This window comes from Halomonas sp. YLGW01 (assembly GCF_014840935.1).
Classification (GTDB): domain Bacteria; phylum Pseudomonadota; class Gammaproteobacteria; order Pseudomonadales; family Halomonadaceae; genus Onishia.
This window is the reverse complement of record NZ_CP062005.1, coordinates 795,849-813,071: the sequence shown is the minus strand read 5'-3', so window position 1 is coordinate 813,071 and position 17,223 is coordinate 795,849. Positions and strand designations below refer to the sequence as shown.

At 65.6% G+C, this 17,223-nt stretch carries 11 protein-coding genes; 5 read left to right on the top strand and 6 right to left on the bottom strand.

Annotation, left to right across the window (positions count from 1 at the left end; translation table 11 throughout):
* The first annotated feature begins 21 nt into the window (after positions 1 to 21).
* Both IEJ03_RS03730 and htpX read left to right on the top strand, forming a co-directional pair.
* Entirely contained in the window at positions 22 to 1,254 is a 1,233-nt protein-coding gene (locus IEJ03_RS03730) for a pyridoxal phosphate-dependent aminotransferase (protein WP_192036371.1), read from the top strand.
* Between the two features lie 134 nt (positions 1,255 to 1,388).
* On the top strand, positions 1,389 to 2,285 hold the full coding sequence (gene htpX / locus IEJ03_RS03725) for a protease HtpX (RefSeq protein ID WP_192036370.1): 897 nt from the start codon (positions 1,389 to 1,391) through the stop codon (positions 2,283 to 2,285).
* A 126-nt stretch (positions 2,286 to 2,411) separates the two neighbouring features.
* Here htpX and nhaC read toward each other — a convergent pair whose 3' ends face one another.
* A complete protein-coding gene (gene nhaC, locus IEJ03_RS03720; RefSeq protein WP_192036369.1) occupies positions 2,412 to 3,929 on the bottom strand; it encodes a Na+/H+ antiporter NhaC in 1,518 nt (505 codons plus the stop codon).
* A gap of 183 nt (positions 3,930 to 4,112) precedes the next feature.
* Complete coding sequence (gene pdxB / locus IEJ03_RS03715; protein WP_192036368.1) at positions 4,113 to 5,312, bottom strand: 4-phosphoerythronate dehydrogenase PdxB; 1,200 nt, start codon at positions 5,310 to 5,312, stop codon at positions 4,113 to 4,115.
* A gap of 194 nt (positions 5,313 to 5,506) precedes the next feature.
* Here pdxB and IEJ03_RS03710 point away from each other — a divergent pair, with 194 nt between their 5' ends.
* Positions 5,507 to 5,788 carry a hypothetical protein gene (locus IEJ03_RS03710; RefSeq protein WP_175072122.1) on the top strand — a complete coding sequence of 94 codons (282 nt, stop codon included), beginning with the start codon at positions 5,507 to 5,509 and terminating at the stop codon, positions 5,786 to 5,788.
* 35 nt (positions 5,789 to 5,823) lie between these two features.
* Here the strand turns inward: IEJ03_RS03710 and IEJ03_RS03705 are convergent, their stop codons facing one another.
* The gene (locus IEJ03_RS03705) at positions 5,824 to 6,189 is read right to left on the bottom strand and encodes a glutaredoxin family protein (protein ID WP_192036367.1); all 366 of its coding nucleotides are present in this window, start codon (positions 6,187 to 6,189) and stop codon (positions 5,824 to 5,826) included.
* Positions 6,190 to 6,271: 82 nt separating this feature from the next.
* Positions 6,272 to 8,563 (bottom strand): bifunctional 23S rRNA (guanine(2069)-N(7))-methyltransferase RlmK/23S rRNA (guanine(2445)-N(2))-methyltransferase RlmL, encoded by a 2,292-nt coding sequence (rlmKL, locus tag IEJ03_RS03700; protein WP_192036366.1) that lies wholly within the window; start codon positions 8,561 to 8,563, stop codon positions 6,272 to 6,274.
* A gap of 278 nt (positions 8,564 to 8,841) precedes the next feature.
* Between rlmKL and rmf the strand changes: the two genes are divergently transcribed.
* Entirely contained in the window at positions 8,842 to 9,048 is a 207-nt protein-coding gene (gene rmf / locus IEJ03_RS03695; RefSeq protein ID WP_192036365.1) for a ribosome modulation factor, read from the top strand.
* A 145-nt stretch (positions 9,049 to 9,193) separates the two neighbouring features.
* Here rmf and IEJ03_RS03690 read toward each other — a convergent pair whose 3' ends face one another.
* Positions 9,194 to 10,216, bottom strand: a complete 1,023-nt coding sequence (locus IEJ03_RS03690; protein ID WP_192036364.1) for a quinone-dependent dihydroorotate dehydrogenase — start codon at positions 10,214 to 10,216, stop codon at positions 9,194 to 9,196.
* A gap of 555 nt (positions 10,217 to 10,771) precedes the next feature.
* On the opposite strand from IEJ03_RS03690, the gene mgtE reads away from it, so the two are divergent.
* Entirely contained in the window at positions 10,772 to 12,127 is a 1,356-nt protein-coding gene (gene mgtE, locus IEJ03_RS03680; protein WP_192036363.1) for a magnesium transporter, read from the top strand.
* 132 nt (positions 12,128 to 12,259) lie between these two features.
* On the opposite strand, the gene IEJ03_RS03675 is transcribed toward mgtE, so the two are convergent.
* Positions 12,260 to 17,101: an NAD-glutamate dehydrogenase gene (locus IEJ03_RS03675; protein ID WP_192036362.1), complete on the bottom strand. Its 4,842-nt coding sequence runs from the start codon at positions 17,099 to 17,101 to the stop codon at positions 12,260 to 12,262.
* Positions 17,102 to 17,223 lie beyond the last annotated feature (122 nt).

Below are 17,223 nucleotides of genomic sequence, written 5' to 3'. Positions count from 1 at the left end.
GACCCACGACCCGGACACCCCATGGATACCCCGACGCCCCTCAACAAGTCCCAGAAGCTGCACAACGTCTGCTACGACATTCGCGGGCCGGTGCTCGATCACGCCAAGCGCCTCGAGGACGAAGGCCAGCGCATCCTCAAGCTGAACATCGGCAACCCGGCACCGTTCGGCTTCGAGGCCCCGGAAGAGATCCTGCAAGACGTGATGCGCAACCTGCCTACGGCCCAGGGCTACTGCGATTCCAAGGGCCTCTATTCGGCGCGCAAGGCGATCATGCAGGAATGTCAGCGCAAGCAGATTCCCGGCGTCGGGGTCGAGGACATCTTCATCGGCAACGGTGTCTCAGAGCTGATCGTGATGGCCATGCAGGCGCTGATCAACGACGGCGACGAGGTGCTGATTCCGGCCCCCGACTACCCGCTGTGGACCGCTGCCACCAATCTCTCCGGCGGTCGTGCGGTGCACTATCGCTGCGACGAGCAGGCCGACTGGGCGCCGGACATGGACGACATCCGCGCCAAGGTGACCAGCCACACCAAGGCCATCGTGCTGATCAACCCCAACAACCCCACCGGGGCCGTCTATCCGCCGGAGGTGATCCGCGAACTGCTGGAGATCGCCCGCCAGCACCACCTGGTGGTGTTCTCCGACGAGATCTACGACAAGATCCTCTACGACGAGGCGGAACATGTCTCCACCGGCTCCCTCGCCGGCGATGACCAGCTGGTGGTGACCATGAACGGCCTGTCCAAGAGCTATCGCTGCGCGGGCTTTCGCTCCGGCTGGATGATCCTCTCCGGCAACGTCGCCAAGCAGCGCGCCGCCGACTTCATCCAGGGCCTCAACATGCTGGCCTCGATGCGGCTGTGCGCCAACGTGCCGGCCCAGCACGCCATCCAGACCGCGCTGGGCGGTTATCAGTCGATCAACGACCTGATCCTGCCCGGCGGACGTCTCAAGGCCCAGCGCGATATCACCGTCGAGAAGCTCAACGCCATCCCCGGCGTCTCCTGTGTCACCCCCAAGGGCGCCCTCTACGCCTTCCCCAGGCTCGACCCCAAGGTGCACCCGATCGTCGATGACCAGAAGCTGGTGCTCGACCTCTTGCTGCAGGAGAAGATCCTGCTGGTGCAGGGCACGGCCTTCAACTGGCCGGAGCCAGATCACGTACGCATCGTCACCCTGCCCTGGGCCGACCAGCTGGGTGACGCCCTGGAACGCTTCGGCCGCTTCCTGTCCCGCTACCGTCAGTGAGGGCTTTCATCATTTCGTGACGCATCAGCACCCATGGGACTTGAAACCGACACGCATAAGACGTATCTAAGCTAGCGTATTGAACGCGCCGGCGACCGCCGGCGCCCAGCACTCTCTGCGGGAGCTTCCTCCACATGATGCGCATCCTTCTCTTCCTGGCCACCAACCTGGCGGTCGTGCTGATCGCCAGCATTACCCTGCGCCTGCTCGGGGTCGAGCCCTACCTGAACGCCCAGGGCATGAACATGAACAGCCTGCTGATCTTCTGCTTCGTGTTCGGCATGGCCGGCTCGCTGGTCTCGCTGTTCATCTCCAAGTGGATGGCCAAGCGCAGTACCGGCACCCAGATCATCGAGCAGCCGAGCAACGCAACCGAGAAGTGGCTGCTCGACACCGTCGCCGAACTGGCCCGTGAGGCCGGCATCAAGACCCCGGAGGTCGGCATCTTCCCGGCGCAGCAGTCCAACGCCTTCGCTACCGGCTGGAACAAGAACGACGCGCTGGTCGCGGTCTCCGCGGGGCTGCTCAACCGCATGCGCCCGGAAGAGATCCGCGCCGTGCTGGCTCACGAGATCGGCCACGTCGCCAACGGCGACATGGTCACCCTGGCGCTGATCCAGGGCGTGCTGAACACCTTCGTGATGTTCTTCGCACGCGTCGTCGCTCAGCTCGTCGACAGCTTCATGCGCCGGGACGACAACGAAGGCCTCGGGTTCTTCGGCTACTTCGCGGTGGTGATCGTCGCCGAGATCGTCTTCGGCCTGATCGCCTCGATCATCGTCGCTTGGTTCTCGCGCTTTCGTGAATACCGGGCCGACTCGGCCGGCGCCAAGCTCGCCGGTAGCGGCGCGATGATCAATGCCCTGGCCCGGCTCAAGGCCGAGAGCCAGATGCAGGATCAGATGCCCGACACCCTGACCGCCTTCGCCATCACCACCGGCCAGAGCCGCAAGCTGATGGAGAAGCTGTTCGCCAGCCACCCGCCGCTGGATGATCGCATCCGCGCGCTGAAGGAATCAGCCTACCGCTAACGGAAGCCGGCGGCCCTTGCACCACCACAAGGCAGCAATAACGACAAGGGGCCCGCCCTCATCATGAGGGCGGGCCCTTTTGCGTCGGGACAGCGACTGACAGTGCGTCTTAGCGGCTGCCGCCGCCTAGCGGCTCTCGCTGACCAGCGACTCCGCCATCGGGGTCGGTTCGCTGTCATCGGCCTCGGCGGCGGCCAGCGGCACGACCTTGAAGCCGACCAGGGCATAGGCGATCGCCAGGCCGAAGTTCACCAGATTGAAGATGGCGAATGGCAGGTAGGACAGGGTCGCCACGCCCAGGGTGGCCGCCATGTAGGCACCGCAGCTGTTCCAGGGAATCAGCGGCGAGGTGATGGTCCCGGAGTCCTCCAGCGAGCGCGACAGGTTGACCGGTGCCAGGCCGCGGCGGCGAAACTCGGCCCGGTACATGCGCCCCGGCAGGATCACCGAGATGTACTGATCGCCGGTGATGATGTTGGACGAAAGCCCGGTGCCCAGGGTGGTGACGATCAGCGCCCCGGCGCTCTTCGTCGCCCCCAGCATGCCCTGCACCAGCCGCTCGAGCAGCCCCAGGCGCTCGATCACCCCGCCGAAGGCCATCGCCGAGAGGATCAGCCAGACGGTATTGAGCATGCTCGCCATGCCGCCCTTGCTCAACAGGTCGTCGAACACGGCATTGCCGGTGGTAGCCACGTAGCCATCGAAGAGCGCCATCCACACACCCTTGAGCAGCGCAAGCGGCGTGGCCAGATCGACCCCACCGGCCAGGGACAGCACCGCCTGGGGCTGGAAGACGACGGCAAACAGCGCGCCCATCAGGGCACCGATCACGATGGTCGGGAAGGCCGGCCAGCGGCGCACCGCCATCACCAGCAGCACCGCCAGCGGAATCAGCAGATGGGGCCCGATGGCGTAGCTGTCATTCAGCATGCCCTGCAGCGTCAGCACCTGCTCGGGCGTTGCCAGGCCGGCTTCGGCCTTGAGTCCCAGTACCCAGAAGGCCACCAGTGCGATCACAAGGCTCGGCACCGTGGTCCACAGCATATGGCGGATGTGCTCGAAGAGCTCGACTCCCGCGGCGGCCGGCGCCAGGTTGGTGGTATCCGACAGGGGCGAGAGCTTGTCGCCGAAATAGGCACCGGAGATCACCGCGCCCGCACTCACCGCCGGCGACAGGCCGAGACCATCGGCGATGCCGATCAGGCCGATGCCCAGGGTGCCGGCCACCGTCCAGGAGCTGCCCACCGACAGCGCCACCACGGCGCAGAGCAGGCAGGCGCTGGCATAGAAGTACTGCGGGGCGATCACATCGAGGCCGTAATAGATCATCGACGGCACCACCCCGCCGAGAATCCAGGTGCCGATCATCGCCCCCACGGCCAGCAGGATCAGGATGGCACCCAGCGAAATCTGGATACCGTGATTGATGGCTTCCTCGATGTCATGCCAGCCGTGGCCGTTCTTCATCCCCACCAGGCCGGCCAACAGGGCGCCCAGCAGCAGCACCACCTGATTGGGCCCCCAGGAGGCATCGGCGCCGAACAGCACGACCGCCAGCACCAGCATGGCCACCACCACGGCCACCGGCACCAGCGCATCGAGAAAGGAAGGAGCGCGCACCTCGCGCGACTGGGTATCAGACATGGTCTTGCTTCCCTCGAACAGTGAGCGGGCAAGCTTGCCTGTCCACGCCCCACGAGGGCAGCCCCGGCGTCCCGATCCTAGAGATGATGTCCCAGGATCGTAAAAGCGCGGGGCATTCTTGTAAGACCAAGGTCGTATGCGATGGCACCGACCGGCCTACCGCACCGGGTCGTCGGGTCCTCCTTAGACCTTCTCTTTATCTGCGTCTACCACCCGGACCTCGAAGCCCGCCGCGGCAAGCAACGGCTCAAGCGTCGCCGCCGACGGACGCAGCCATACCGTCAGGGTCGAGAACTCGCGGCGCAGCGGGTACTCGGTGCGATAGGCGTCGAACCCGGCTTTCAGGCCCTGCGCACGCTGGTAGCGAATCAGGCCATCGTGGTCGCGGCGCACGTCATAGCAGGCGCGCACACAGAGCCTCAGGGCCTCCCAGGGCGAGAGGCCTGAGTCCAGGGTCAAGGCCGGTAGGGCCGGCGGCGGCGTCAGATCTGAAAACGTGACCCGTGCCGGCAGGCCGAAGTGCTCCATCGCCGCCCGATAGACTTGATGGGTGCCGCGCAGCTTGCCGTCCAGGCTGTGACCGGCGATATGCGGCGTGGCGATATCGGCCAGCCGCCACAGCGCCTCGTCGATGGCCGGCTCGGCCTCGAAGACGTCCAGCACAGTGCACAGGTCGCCCTTGGCCGCCAAGCGCGCCAGCAGCGCCTGACCGTCGACACAGTCGCCACGCCCGGCGTTGAGCAGCCAGCTTCCGGGCTTGAGAGCCGCGATGCGGGCCTCGTCGAGCAAGTGATGGGTGCGGTGCTCGCCCTTACGCACCAGCGGCGTATGCAGGCAGAGCACGTCGCATTCGGCGATCAGGGTATCGAGGTCATCCAATCGGGGGGGAACCTCACCCGCCGGTGGCGTGGTGCCGGGTGCGGCGAGGGCTTCCGCGAGAGGCGGATCGCAGACCAGGCAATCGAGCCCCAGCGCCGTCAGACGGCGATAGAGGCGCCCGCCCACGTTGCCGGCGCCGACGATGCCGATCCGGCGCTGGTCGAGCTCGGCGCCCTCCCGCTCGGCCAGGGTCAGAAGGCTCGAGAGCACATAGTCGACCACCGCCTCGGCATTGCACCCCGGGGCATTGGCGAAGCCGATACCCCGCGCTTCGAGAGCCGCCTGGTCGATGTGATCGGTGCCGATGGTGCAGGTGCCGACGAAGCGCAGCTTCGATCCCTCGAGCAGCGCCTCATCGACGCGGGTGATCGAACGCACCACCAGCACCTCGGCCTCGCCTACCGCCTGGGCATCGATCTCGCGGCCGGGCAACCGGGTGATCGAGCCAAGATCGGCGAAGCAGGCCTCCGCCTTGGGCACGTGGGAGTCGATGAGCAGACGCATGGCGATTCCTTGCAGCTTGCGAAGCGGGTTTTCGGGTCGAGACCTAGCACGTCCGAGGCCCAAGAGGTGGGTTGTTCATGCCGGTCAGGCCGTTACAATAGCATGCCAGCCACGCCCACAAGGACGCGGCTTGCATCGTTGTCACCCCCGTTTCCGCGCCCTCGTTTTTGCGCACAATGCCGCCAGGAGCCGCCGTGATCGTTCGCTGGGAAAGTAACCATGACTATGTGCTGGTGCATGTGCATCAGGACATGTTCGGCGACTGGATCTTCAGCCGCGCCTGGGGGCAGATCGGCACCCAGTTCGGCGGCCTTCAGCACCGTCTGGCCGACGACTACGCCCAGGCCATGCTATGGCTCGAGGACGTCGCCACCATCCAGACCTCCCGGGGCTTTCATAAGGTGCTGGAGGCCCAGGACGACACCCCCGAGGGTCGCGACGCCGTGCAGCAGCTCTCGCTGCTCGACGCCCTCTAGCCGCGACGCCTCAACCAGCGCCACTCCTCCAGGCGCTACTCCCCGACGCCCGAGCCGCCAAGGCCACCGAGATAGCGCCGCCCGCCCCGCATCACCGCCCCCTTGGCCTCAGGCTCGGCAGGAGCATCGCCCTGCTGCGCCCGCTGCCAGGCATCCTCGTCGAGCCACCCCCGAGCCTCGAGCCAGGCGGCCAGTCGCGCGGGCTCGAAGCCCCGCTCCAGCTCGTCTCCCGCCGCATCCCTAAGCACTGGAATCCGCTCGCCGTAGCGCGCGAGCAGCTCCGCCTCGTCGGCGATCTCGACTCGGTGAAGCGCCGGCGCGTGCGGACCCAGCCGAGAGAACCAGGCCTCCAGCTCCTCGCAGAGGTGGCAGCCCAGAGTGGTATAGAGCGTCAGGCTCATGCCGCGTCGTCCCGATGACGGATCAGGAAGCAGTGGTGAAGATCCCGGCGTCGCTTGGCGTACCAGGAGTGGATCGAAGGTCTCATGCCGTGTCGTCCCGATGACGGATCAGGAAACAGTGGTGAAGGTCGGGCCGGCGGTTGAAGTCCGGGTCAAACGTCTTCGCCGAGATGTCCTCCACCGCGAATCGCGTGGTGAGCGCCTCATCAAGCACGAAGCGGCGCTGGTTGTTGGAGAACACTAGGGTGCCGCCCGGCGCCAGGCGCGCCATGGCCAGCTCGACCAACCGGCCATGATCGCGCTGAATGTCGAGGGTCGCCTCCATCTTCTTCGAATTCGAGAAGGTCGGCGGGTCGAGGAAGATCAGGTCGAACTCGCTGCCGGCGGTTTCCAGCCAGCGCAGGCAGTCGTCGCGTACCACCCGATGGCGGCTGGGGTCGAGCCGGTTGAGGGCGAAGTTCTCCCGCGCCCACTCCAGATAAGTATTCGAGAGATCGACGCTGACGCTGTCGCTGGCCCCGCCCTCGGTCTGGGTGCCCAGTGCGGCCTGCACGGTGGCCGTGGCGGTATAGCAGAACAGGTTCAGGAACCGCGTACCCGGCGCCATCTCGGCGAGCATCCGGCGCACTGGCCGGTGGTCGAGGAAGAGCCCGGTATCCAGGTAATCACGCAGGTTGACCCATAGCTGTGCGCGGCCCTCGCGGACCTGGAAGCGCTCGCCGCTGGCGGCGTGTTTCTGGTACTGCGCCTTGCCCGACTGGCGCTCACGCTGCTTGATGTAGACGTGCTCCGGCGAGACCTCGAGGACCTCCGGAATCACCCCCAGGGCGTCGAGCAGGCGACGCTGGGCCTGATGGGCATTCACCGACTTGGGCGGCGCGTATTCCTGCACATGCACCCGGTCGCCGTAGACGTCGATGGCCAGGGCGTACTCGGGCATGTCGGCGTCATACAGCCGGTAGCAGGATTCCCCGCTGCGCTTGAGCCAGGACTTGAGGCGCTTGCGGTTCTTCTGCAGGCGATTGGCGAACATCTGCGCCCCTTCCGAGCGCGCCGGGCGCTCGGTGGCATTCGTGGCCGCCTTATTGGACGCGTTGCCGGTCTGCTCATCCCCGCACGGCTGCCCGGCGACCGCACGGCGCTTGGCAGGCGCGGCCTGGTCAGAACTCGGGGCAGACGCCTCCCCCTGGTTAAGCTCGATCAGCAACAGCTTGCAGTCCAGCGGGCCGTTCTTGAAGGCATACTGCTTGCCGGCCCTTAGCCCGGTGCGGTGGCCGAGCTCCGGATTGCCGGTCAACAGCGCCAGGCGCCAGCCCGGAAACTGTGACTGCGCGCGGGCACCGAGGGTGGCGTAGAGCGGCACCAGCTCCGGCAGTTCGCCGATACGCTCGCCGTAGGGCGGGTTGGTGATCAAGAGGCCCGACGCCTCGGCGGGCAGATCGGCGGGACGCGTCAGCTGCTTGACCGAGGCCCCCTGAAAATCGATCAGCGCCGGAATCCCGGCACGCATGGCATTGGCGCGCGCCGCCGAGATCGCCTGGGGGCTTTGGTCACGGCCATAGAGTTTGGCCTTGCAGCGCTTGCGGCCGAGACTCGCCCGAGCCTCGGCCTCGCGCTTGAGCTCTTGCCACAGGGCCGCGTCATGGCCGGCCCAGCCATGAAAACCGAAGCGTTCGCGCAAGAGGTTGGGCGCCACATCGGCGGCCATCAGCGCGCCCTCGATGACCAGGGTACCCGAGCCGCACAGTGGATCGATCAGCGCTTCGCCGGCCTTGGCGCGGGCCGGCCAGTCGGCGCGCACCAGCAGCGCCGCGGCGAGGTTTTCCTTGAGCGGCGCATGCCCCAGCTCACGCCGGTAACCGCGACGGTGCAGGCTATCGCCGGACAGATCGATGCCCAGGGTAAGGCGCCCACGATGCAGGTGGGCATAGAGGCGCAGATCCGGGTCGCGCGGGTCGACACTAGGCCGCTCGCAACCGTCACGGCGCAGGGCGTCGACGACGCCATCCTTGACCGTCTGGGCGCCGAAGCGCGTATGGCGGATGGCCTCGGACTGGCCGTGGAAGTCCACCGCCAGCGTCTTGCCCGGCGCCAGGTGAGCGCGCCAGTCGATGGCCTCGGCACAGGCCTTTAGCTGGGCCGGGCTCTCGATGCCTTCTTCCCGCGCCAGGCAGAGGATGATGCGGTTGGCCAGCCGAGACCACAGACAGGCGCGATAGGCAGCCTCGAGGGGGCCGGTGACGTGCACCCCGGCCACCGTGGTCTTGGAAACCACCATCCCGAGGCCAGCCAGCTCCTCGGCCAGCAGGAGTTCCATGCCTTTCGGGCAGGTGGCGAATAATGTAAATGTTTCAATAGCTTGCTGATCTTTCATGAAAGAGCCACCTGGCGCGACGCGCCGTCATATTCCTGAAATGCTGTCTTGGTAATGCGCTTATTCCAAATCGCCTGTCGACACGAGCCCGGCGGGTGCGCTAGTTGTAGAGGGGTAGCTACGCGGTACACATGTGTTCTCTGATCCATGGACGGCATCGGCACCAGGCGCTGAGCCTCGAGGTTGCGGTTTTGCCATGTGCAATCTGTGCTCGTTTCAGCCCTTGCCCCATTTACACTGGTTTGCATAATAAAACTGGTTCATCAAGAGGCCATCCGATGAAACGACAGAAACGTGATCGCTTCCAGCGCGCTTATGTTCACGGTTACAAGGCAGGCATCAGCGGCCGTTCCCGTGATGAATGTCCCAGTCAGGATGTCAATCTTCGCGAATACTGGATGAGCGGTTGGCGTGAAGGTCGAGGGGATCAATGGTCGGGCATGACAGGCGTGTCCGGCATTCACAAGAATCCCATGGTCATTTAACTCCCCACCCTTGAAACACCAAGGCCCGTAATCACGGGCCTTTTTGTGTCTGGTCGTCGCATCTTCGGCTTCTCTCGCCCGTCTCATCCCGCCACGTCGCTACCGTTTCCTCAACCCCTTGCCACTGCCTGAACGGGGAGGCGCATCAGTCGGCGGCCAGCTTGAGCGCCCGGGCGCACTCGCCCACCAGAGGCGGACCACGATAGATGAATCCCGAATAGAGCTGCACCAGATCCGCCCCGGCCCGACGCTTAGCCACTGCCGCCTCGCCACTGTCGATGCCGCCGACGCCGATGATCGGCATGTCCGGCAACCGGCGGCGCAGTTCGCGAATCACCCGGTTGGATGACTCGAAGACCGGACGACCGGAGAGCCCGCCCGCCTCGTCGGCATGCGCCATGCCTGCCACGGCGTCCCGCGCCACCGTGGTATTGGTCGCGATGACCCCATCGATGCCGTTGGCGACCAGTGCCTGAGCAACCAGGCCGACTTCCTCGTCGCTCATGTCCGGCGCGATCTTCACCGTCAGGGGCACTCGCCGGCCGCTGTCATGATCGAGCCGCAGGCTCTCCTCGCGCAGCGCGCCGAGCAGCCCGTCGAGGTGCTCGCCGAACTGGAGGTTGCGAAGCCCAGGGGTATTGGGCGAGGAGATGTTAACCGTGATGTAGTCGGCATGAGCATGCACCCGCTTGAGGCAGTAAAGGTAGTCGTCGACCGCCTGCTCCACCGGGGTGGTCAGATTCTTGCCGATGTTGATGCCGATCACCCCGTCATAGCGGCTCTTCTTGACCCGTTCGACCAGATGGTTGACGCCTGAATTGTTGAAGCCCATGCGGTTGATGATCGCACCGCCCTCGGGCAGGCGGAACAGCCGCGGCCTGGGGTTGCCCGGCTGAGGCTTCGGCGTCACCGTGCCGACCTCGACGAAGCCGAACCCCAGGGCACCCAGGGCATCCAGGTGGTCGGCATTCTTGTCCAGCCCGGCGGCGAGCCCCACCCGGTTGGGGAAGGTGAGCCCCATCAGCTCGACGGGGTCCTCGACCCGCGCGCCACCACCCAGCTTGCCGGACATCCCCAGCCGGTGTGCCAGGTCCAGCGCCGTCAGGGTCACACCGTGAGCGGTCTCGGGATCGAGGCGAAAGAGGATCGAACGAGCGGCGGCGTACATGGCACTCCCTGGACTAGTGAACGCGAACGGATAAACAACGGCGGGACGAAATCGGCGGGATTATAGCGCACCTGGCCCATGAACGACGAACCCCGCGCGGGGCGGGGCCGTCATCCGAGCGGCAAGGCGATGGCGCCTGCACCTCAGTGGGCGATCTCGCCCTCGGTGAACAGGAATTCCGGCAGGTGGGCATCCATTGTCTTGTCATGGCGACGGAGCCATTCGAGAGCCATTCAAGAGCCATGGCCGCATGCTCCTTTTCCTCATCCCGGTTATGAATCAGAATCTTGCGTAGCTCCGGGTCCTGGCAGGCATCGACGCGCTGTTTTACCAGTCGACGGCCTCCGGTTCCTCCATCAGCGAGACGATGGCCCGATGATAGTCCCGGGTGGCGGCGCTCAATTCCTCCACCGGCTCGTGATAGCTGTCGCTGCTGCCTGCCATGGGCTTCTCCATTTGTGGTCTACTGGGCGTATCCAACCCAGACCAAGGCCGCGCCGCTGTCAGCGTTCCTCCGTCAACGCGGCCACGCCCGCTTCATCACAGGGAGATCCCATGACCGAGACCACCGACACCCTGGAAGGCCGGCTATCGCGCATTCATGAGGCCCTGGTCGAGCACGACTATGCCCTGATCGACGAGGTGCTTGGCGACCTCGAGCCGGCAGAGATCGCCCTGCTGCTTGAATCCCTTCCCCAGACGGCCCGTACCCGGCTCTGGGAGCGTGTCCCACAGGACGTCGACGGTGATGTGCTGCTGCAGGTCCACGACGAGGTCCGCAGCACCCTGATCGAGGACATGGACGATCACGAGATCGTCGCCGCCACCTCGAACATGGACACCAGCGACCTGGCCGAGCTGTTCGAGGACCTGCCCCAGCAGGTCGCCGAGGACATGCTGCGCTCCATGGACGAGCTACAGCGCGAGCGTCTTAAGGAGGCGCTTTCCTTCGAAGAGGACTCGGCCGGTCGCCTGATGCGCACCGACACCGTCAGCGTGCGCGCCGACGTGACCCTCGAGACCGTGCAGCGCTTCCTGCGCTGGAAGAACCAGTCGATCCCGGACAACACCGATGCCCTGATGGTGGTCGACCGCAACGGCATCTTCGTGGGGGTGCTGCCCCTGGCACGGCTGGTCTCGCAGCCCGCCGAGCTCGCCGTGGCCGACGTGCTGGAAAGCGACATCGACAGCGTGTCGGTGACCATGAAGTCCTGGGATGTGGCGACCCTCTTCCAGACTCACGATCTGGTGTCGGCGCCGGTGGTCGACGAGGGCGGCCTGCTGCTGGGGCGCATCGTCATCGACGATATCGTCGACGTCATCCGCGAGGGTTCGGATCAGGCGCTGATGAACATGGCGGGCCTCGACGAGGAAGAGGACCTGTTCGCCCCGGTGATCCCCAGCGCCAAGCGCCGTGCCGTCTGGCTCGGCATCAACCTGATGACCGCCTTCCTGGCGGCTTGGGTGATCGGCCGCTTCGAGGCGGCCCTCGACCAGATCGTCGCCCTGGCGGTTCTGATGCCCATCGTCGCCAGCATGGGCGGCATCGCCGGCAGCCAGACACTGACCCTGGCGATTCGCGGCCTGGCGCTCGGCCAGATCAGTCGCACCAACAGCAACTGGTTGATGCGAAAGGAAATCGGCATCTCGTTGATCAACGGCGTGCTGTGGGCACTGGTGGTCGCCGCGATCGCCACCCTGTGGTTCAAGGACGTGCGCATCGGCGGCATCATCGCCGTCGCCCTGGTCATCAACATGCTGGCCGCCGGCATCGCCGGCATCGCCATTCCCCTGGGGCTCAAGCGCCTGGGCATCGACCCGGCGCTGTCGGGCTCGGTGGTGCTGACCACGGTGACCGATGTGATCGGCTTCATGGCCTTCCTGGGCCTGGCAACGGTGTTCCTGCTGTAAGGCTCGGGGCACAGGACACGGCGCAGAAGAAAGGCAGACACGACACCGTTCCCTGCGCCGCGCCCTGCCCTTCCTGAAACGCAACGACCCCGCCGATGGCGGGGTCGTTGCGTTGAGGCTCATGGAAGGGGATCAGCTTTCGGCGTTGCCTTCGGCCAGGTCAACAAGCTCGCGAATGGCGACCGCGAACAGCGGGAAGCCGCCGTGAGAGCCGGAGTGCACCTCGACCAGCAGCTTGCACCAGCGCTGATACATGGCGGCATGGTTCTGGAACCACTGCTCGACCCGCGGCTCGACCTCACGCGGCCCAGTCTCCATGCGCAGCACGCCCACGGTCAGGGCCAGCTGCTGGCGATCCAGGTCATCGCGGAAGGTCTCCCGCGCCTGAGCCTGCCAGCTGTCGCGCACCTCGAGCTTGTTGATCTGCTCGGTCATCCACGGCAGTTCCAGGCGATGGCCGACCTCATAGAAGACCTCGGCGACGCGCTGGATCTTCTCGTTGGTCTGCTTGGCGGCCTCGATGATGCCGAGGCCCGCGTACAGGCTGCCGGTCGCCGCCACGACGTTGGCCAGGCCATCCGGCACGCCCGCCGCCGTCAGCTCGTCGCGACGCGCGGCCCAGGCCTCGCGCTCGTCACCACGCAGGCGCTTGCCGATGCTCTCCTGCAACTGGGTCAACCGCGGCGCGAAGTGGGCGATACTGTCCTTGGCGGTCATGCCGGTGCGCTGACGCAGGAACCAGCGAGTGGCGCGACGCAGCAGGCGCATCAGGTCCAGCATCATGCGGTACTGCACCTGGCTCGGCACCTGGTTGTCCAGGGCCTCGACCTGCTGCCACAGGCCGTCGAGGTTGAAGCTGTCCCGCGCCACGATGTAGGCCCGGGCGATCTCGGCACGGCCGGCGCCGGTGGTATCGATCAGGCGACGCACGAAGACGACGCCCATATGATCGACCAGGTCGTTGGCGATCTGGGTGGCGACAATCTCGCGCTTCAGGCGGTGCTCATACATCTCGTCATGGAAGCGCTCCACCAGCACACCCGGGAAGACGCGCTCCAGGTGCTGCTGGATGTAGGGATCGTCCGGCACGTCGGAGGCGATCAGGTCGCCCTTGAGCGCGCTCTTGGCGTAGGAGATCAGCACCGACAGCTCCGGCAGGGTCATGCCCTGGTTGGCGTTGGCGCGCTCCAGCATCTCCTCGTCGCTGGGCAGGAACTCGAGCTCGCGGTCGAGCTGCCCGGCCGCCTCCAGCTCGTTGATGAAGCGGCGATACGGCCCCAGGCCCTCGTGGGAGAGAATCTCAGACAGCGACAGCGCCTGAGTCTGGCGGTAGTTGTCGCGGATCACCAGTTCGGAGACCTCGTCGGTCATGCTCGCCAGCAGCTGATTGCGCTGCTTGTCGGTCATGTCGCCGCGCTTGACGATATCGTCGAGCAGGATCTTGATGTTGACCTCGTGGTCGGAGCAGTTGACCCCGCCGGCGTTGTCGATGAAGTCGGTATTGACCCGCACGCCCTTATGGGCGGCTTCCATGCGACCGCGCTGAGTCAGCCCCAGATTACCGCCCTCGCCGACCACCCGGCAGTTGAGCTCGTTGCCGTTCACGCGCAGGGCATCGTTGGCCTTGTCGCCCACGTCGGCATCGGTCTCGGCCTCGGCCTTGACGTAGGTGCCGATGCCGCCGTTCCAGATCAGGTCGACTTGCGACTTGAGCATGGCGCGGATCAGGTCGTTGGGCGACAGCTTGTCCTCACTGATGCCGAAGGCCTGCTTCATCTGCGCCGTGATGGCGATCGACTTGGCGCTGCGCTTGAAGATGCCACCGCCCTCGGAGATCAATGCGGCGTCGTAGTCTTCCCAGCTCGAGCGCGGCAACGCAAAGAGCCGCTGGCGTTCGGCGAAGGAGGCCGCGACGTCCGGGGTCGGGTCGACGAAAATGTGCAGGTGGTTGAAGGCGCCCAGCAGACGGATCTTGTCGGACAGCAGCATGCCGTTGCCGAAGACATCGCCGGCCATGTCGCCGATCCCGACGACGCTGAACTCGTCGGCCTGAGTGTTCACGCCCTGCTCACGGAAGTGGCGCTTGACCGACTCCCAGGCGCCCTTGGCGGTGATGCCCATCTTCTTGTGGTCATAGCCGTTGGCACCGCCAGAGGCGAAGGCGTCGCGCAGCCAGTGACCGTATTCGACCGAGATCTCGTTGGCGATATCGGAGAAGGTGGCGGTACCCTTGTCGGCCGCGACCACCAGGTAGGGGTCATCGGCATCGTGGCGCACCACCTGGGCCGGCGGGACCACCGCACCGGCATCCAGGTTGTCGGTGACGTCGAGCAGGGCACGGATGAAGGTCTTGTAGCAGGCGATGCCCTCCTGCTGGATGGCATCGCGATCGCCGCCCTCCGGCAGCCGCTTGCAGACGAAGCCGCCCTTGGCGCCCACCGGCACGATCACCGCGTTCTTGACCTGCTGCGCCTTGACGAGGCCCAGCACCTCGGTGCGGAAGTCCTCGCGACGATCCGACCAGCGCAGGCCCCCGCGGGCCACCTTGCCGCCGCGCAGGTGGACGCCCTCGACCTGGGGCGAGTAGACAAAGATCTCGAACATCGGCCGCGGCTTGGGCATGCCGGTGATCCGCGACGGGTCGAGCTTGAAGGAGAAGTAGTCCTTGAGCTCACCATCCGCGCCCGGCTGATAGTAGTTGGTGCGCAGGGTGGCCTGAATCAGCTCGATGTAGCGACGCAGCAGCAGGTCGTCGTTGAGACTCGCCACGTCGTCCAGCAGGGCCAGCAGGCGTGCCTGGCAGGCCTCGGCCTCGGCGTCGCGATCGCCTTCCTGCTCCGGATCGAAGCGCAGCTCGAACAGGGTCACCAGCTCGCGGGTGATCTGCGGATGGCTGGCGAGCGTGGTCGCGATATAGAGCTGGGACAGCCCGAAGCGGATCTGCTTCAGGTAGCGGCCGTAGGCCCGGAGCATGGCGACCTCGCGCCAGCTCAGGTTGGCGCCGATCACCAGACGGTTGAAGGGATCGTTCTCGGCCTGGCCGCGCCAGATGCGCTGGAAGGCATCGGTGAAGGGTTCGCGCATCTCCTGCAGGTTGACGATATCGCTGCCGTGATGCTCGAGGTTGAAGTCGTGGATCCAGTAGCTGCCGGTGGGCGTGGCGATCTCATAGGGACGCTCGCCGATCACGCGCAGGCCGAGATTTTCCATCACCGGCAGCACGTCGGACAGCGGGATCGGATGCGACTTGTGGAAGAGCTTCAGGTTGACACCGTCGACGTCTTCCTCGACCAGGCGATACAGCGACAGGGACAGCGGCGCGCCCTGCTCCACCTCGGCACAGTGATGAATGTCGTAGACCGCGGAGCGGGCACTGAAGTCCTCCCGGTAGCCGGCCGGGAAGGCATCCCGGTAGACATCCAGCAGCCGGTTGGCCTGCTCCTCGCCGAAGCCTTCCACCATGGCGCTGTGCAGGTCATCCCGCCAGCTGCTCGCCAGGGCGCTGACCTTGTGCTCCAGCCGCTCCAGGTCGTAGTCCACCTGGCCATCGTCGTTGAAGCGCAGGATCAGCTGAATGCGCGCCAGTACCGACTCCGAGAGGTAGGTGTTGAAGTCACCGAAGGTAGCATCGAGCTCCTCGCAGAGCAGGTTCTGGATGCGCACGCGCAGGTCGGTGGAGAAGACATCCCGGGGCACGAACACCAGGCAGGAATAGAACTTGCCGAAGCGATCCTCGCGAACGAACAGTCGCACCCGGCGACGCTCGCGGATGTTGAGGATGCCCACCGCGGTGCGGGTCAGCTCCTCATTGCTGATCTGGAACAGGTCATCGCGGGGATAGACGTTGAGGATCTGGCGCAGCTGGTGGCCGTCGTGGCCCTGGGGGTCGACCTCGGCCGCCTCCATGACCGCCTCGATCTTGCGGCGCAGCACCGGAATGTGGCGCGGCGAGTCGTTGTAGACGGTCGCGGCGAACAGGCCCAGGAAGCGGCGCTCGCCGATCACGTTGCCCTGATCGTCGTAGCGATCGATGGAGATGTAGTCCGGGTAGGTCGGACGATGCACCCGGGCGTGATAGGCGCTCTTGGCGAAGGACAGCAGTTCCGGCACCAACACATAGTGATCGCCGTCGATGCCCTGGTCGCTGCGGATCCGCTCCTGGTAGCGAGGCGCGTCCAGGGTAAAGACCCCGAGTTCGCTGCCCTTGCGCTTCCTGAGCTGATCCTGGCCCTTGGCCTGGACGACGTCGTAGTCGTCATAGCCCAGGAAGGTGAAGTTGCCGTCGAGCAGCCATTCGAGGAAGGCGATGGCTTCCTTGTGATCCTTGGCGGCGACCTGGGCGGGCTTGAGTGCCTTGAGCTCGGCAAGCGAGGCCTTGACCTGCTCGCGCATCGGCTCGAAATCGGCCACGGCCGTACGCACGTCGGCGAGAATCTCGTGCAGGCTGGCCTCGATCTCGGCCAGCAGCTCGGGGTCGGAGTGGCGATCGATCTCGATGACGATCAGCGACTCGCGCCCTTGCGGTGCATCCTTGGCATGGGTACCGGTCATGGCCTTGAGCCGATGCTGGGCATCGCGCTGGGTCGCCAGCACCGCGTTGTAGATGGAGTGCACGGTGATGCCACGGCGATTGAGCTCGATGCGCACCGAATCGACCAGGAACGGCATGTCGCGCCCCAGCACCTCGATCTGGGTGTGGGTCGACTGCCATCCATGCCCCTCGAAATCGGGGTTGAAGACCCGCACAACGGGCTCGTCCGGATCCTGTTGCTGCATGAGATGCCAGGCGGAGAGCACCGCCCCGTAGAGGTCGTCGAGGCGGCGCTCCGCCAGATCGGCATAGGGGGCGTTGGAGAAGAACACCTCGGCGAAGGTGGCGATGGCCTTCACCTTGTCCTCATCCAGGCGGTGCGCCAGCTGTGCCTGAAGCTGGGCCAGCAGTTCCTGCTTGTCATCGATCGCGACGTGTTGCATCAATCACCTCGGCTGACACCGACCCTCCAGGGTCGGCGGGATAGTCGTAGACTCGGCCATGACGGTCATGGAGACCTTCAGGATACGTGAGTGCGGAAGGCGCCCCCACTGTATTAACCCTT

Coding starts and splice junctions, on each gene's coding strand:
- pdxB (WP_192036368.1), bottom strand. CDS start 5,312: ATGCGTCTGCTCATCGACTCCCACGTGCCCAAGGCGGAGGCCTGCTTC.
- IEJ03_RS03730 (WP_192036371.1), top strand. CDS start 22: ATGGATACCCCGACGCCCCTCAACAAGTCCCAGAAGCTGCACAACGTC.
- IEJ03_RS03675 (WP_192036362.1), bottom strand. CDS start 17,101: ATGCAACACGTCGCGATCGATGACAAGCAGGAACTGCTGGCCCAGCTT.
- nhaC (WP_192036369.1), bottom strand. CDS start 3,929: ATGTCTGATACCCAGTCGCGCGAGGTGCGCGCTCCTTCCTTTCTCGAT.
- IEJ03_RS03705 (WP_192036367.1), bottom strand. CDS start 6,189: ATGAGCCTGACGCTCTATACCACTCTGGGCTGCCACCTCTGCGAGGAG.
- IEJ03_RS03690 (WP_192036364.1), bottom strand. CDS start 10,216: ATGTACGCCGCCGCTCGTTCGATCCTCTTTCGCCTCGATCCCGAGACC.
- mgtE (WP_192036363.1), top strand. CDS start 10,772: ATGACCGAGACCACCGACACCCTGGAAGGCCGGCTATCGCGCATTCAT.
- htpX (WP_192036370.1), top strand. CDS start 1,389: ATGATGCGCATCCTTCTCTTCCTGGCCACCAACCTGGCGGTCGTGCTG.
- rmf (WP_192036365.1), top strand. CDS start 8,842: ATGAAACGACAGAAACGTGATCGCTTCCAGCGCGCTTATGTTCACGGT.
- rlmKL (WP_192036366.1), bottom strand. CDS start 8,563: ATGAAAGATCAGCAAGCTATTGAAACATTTACATTATTCGCCACCTGC.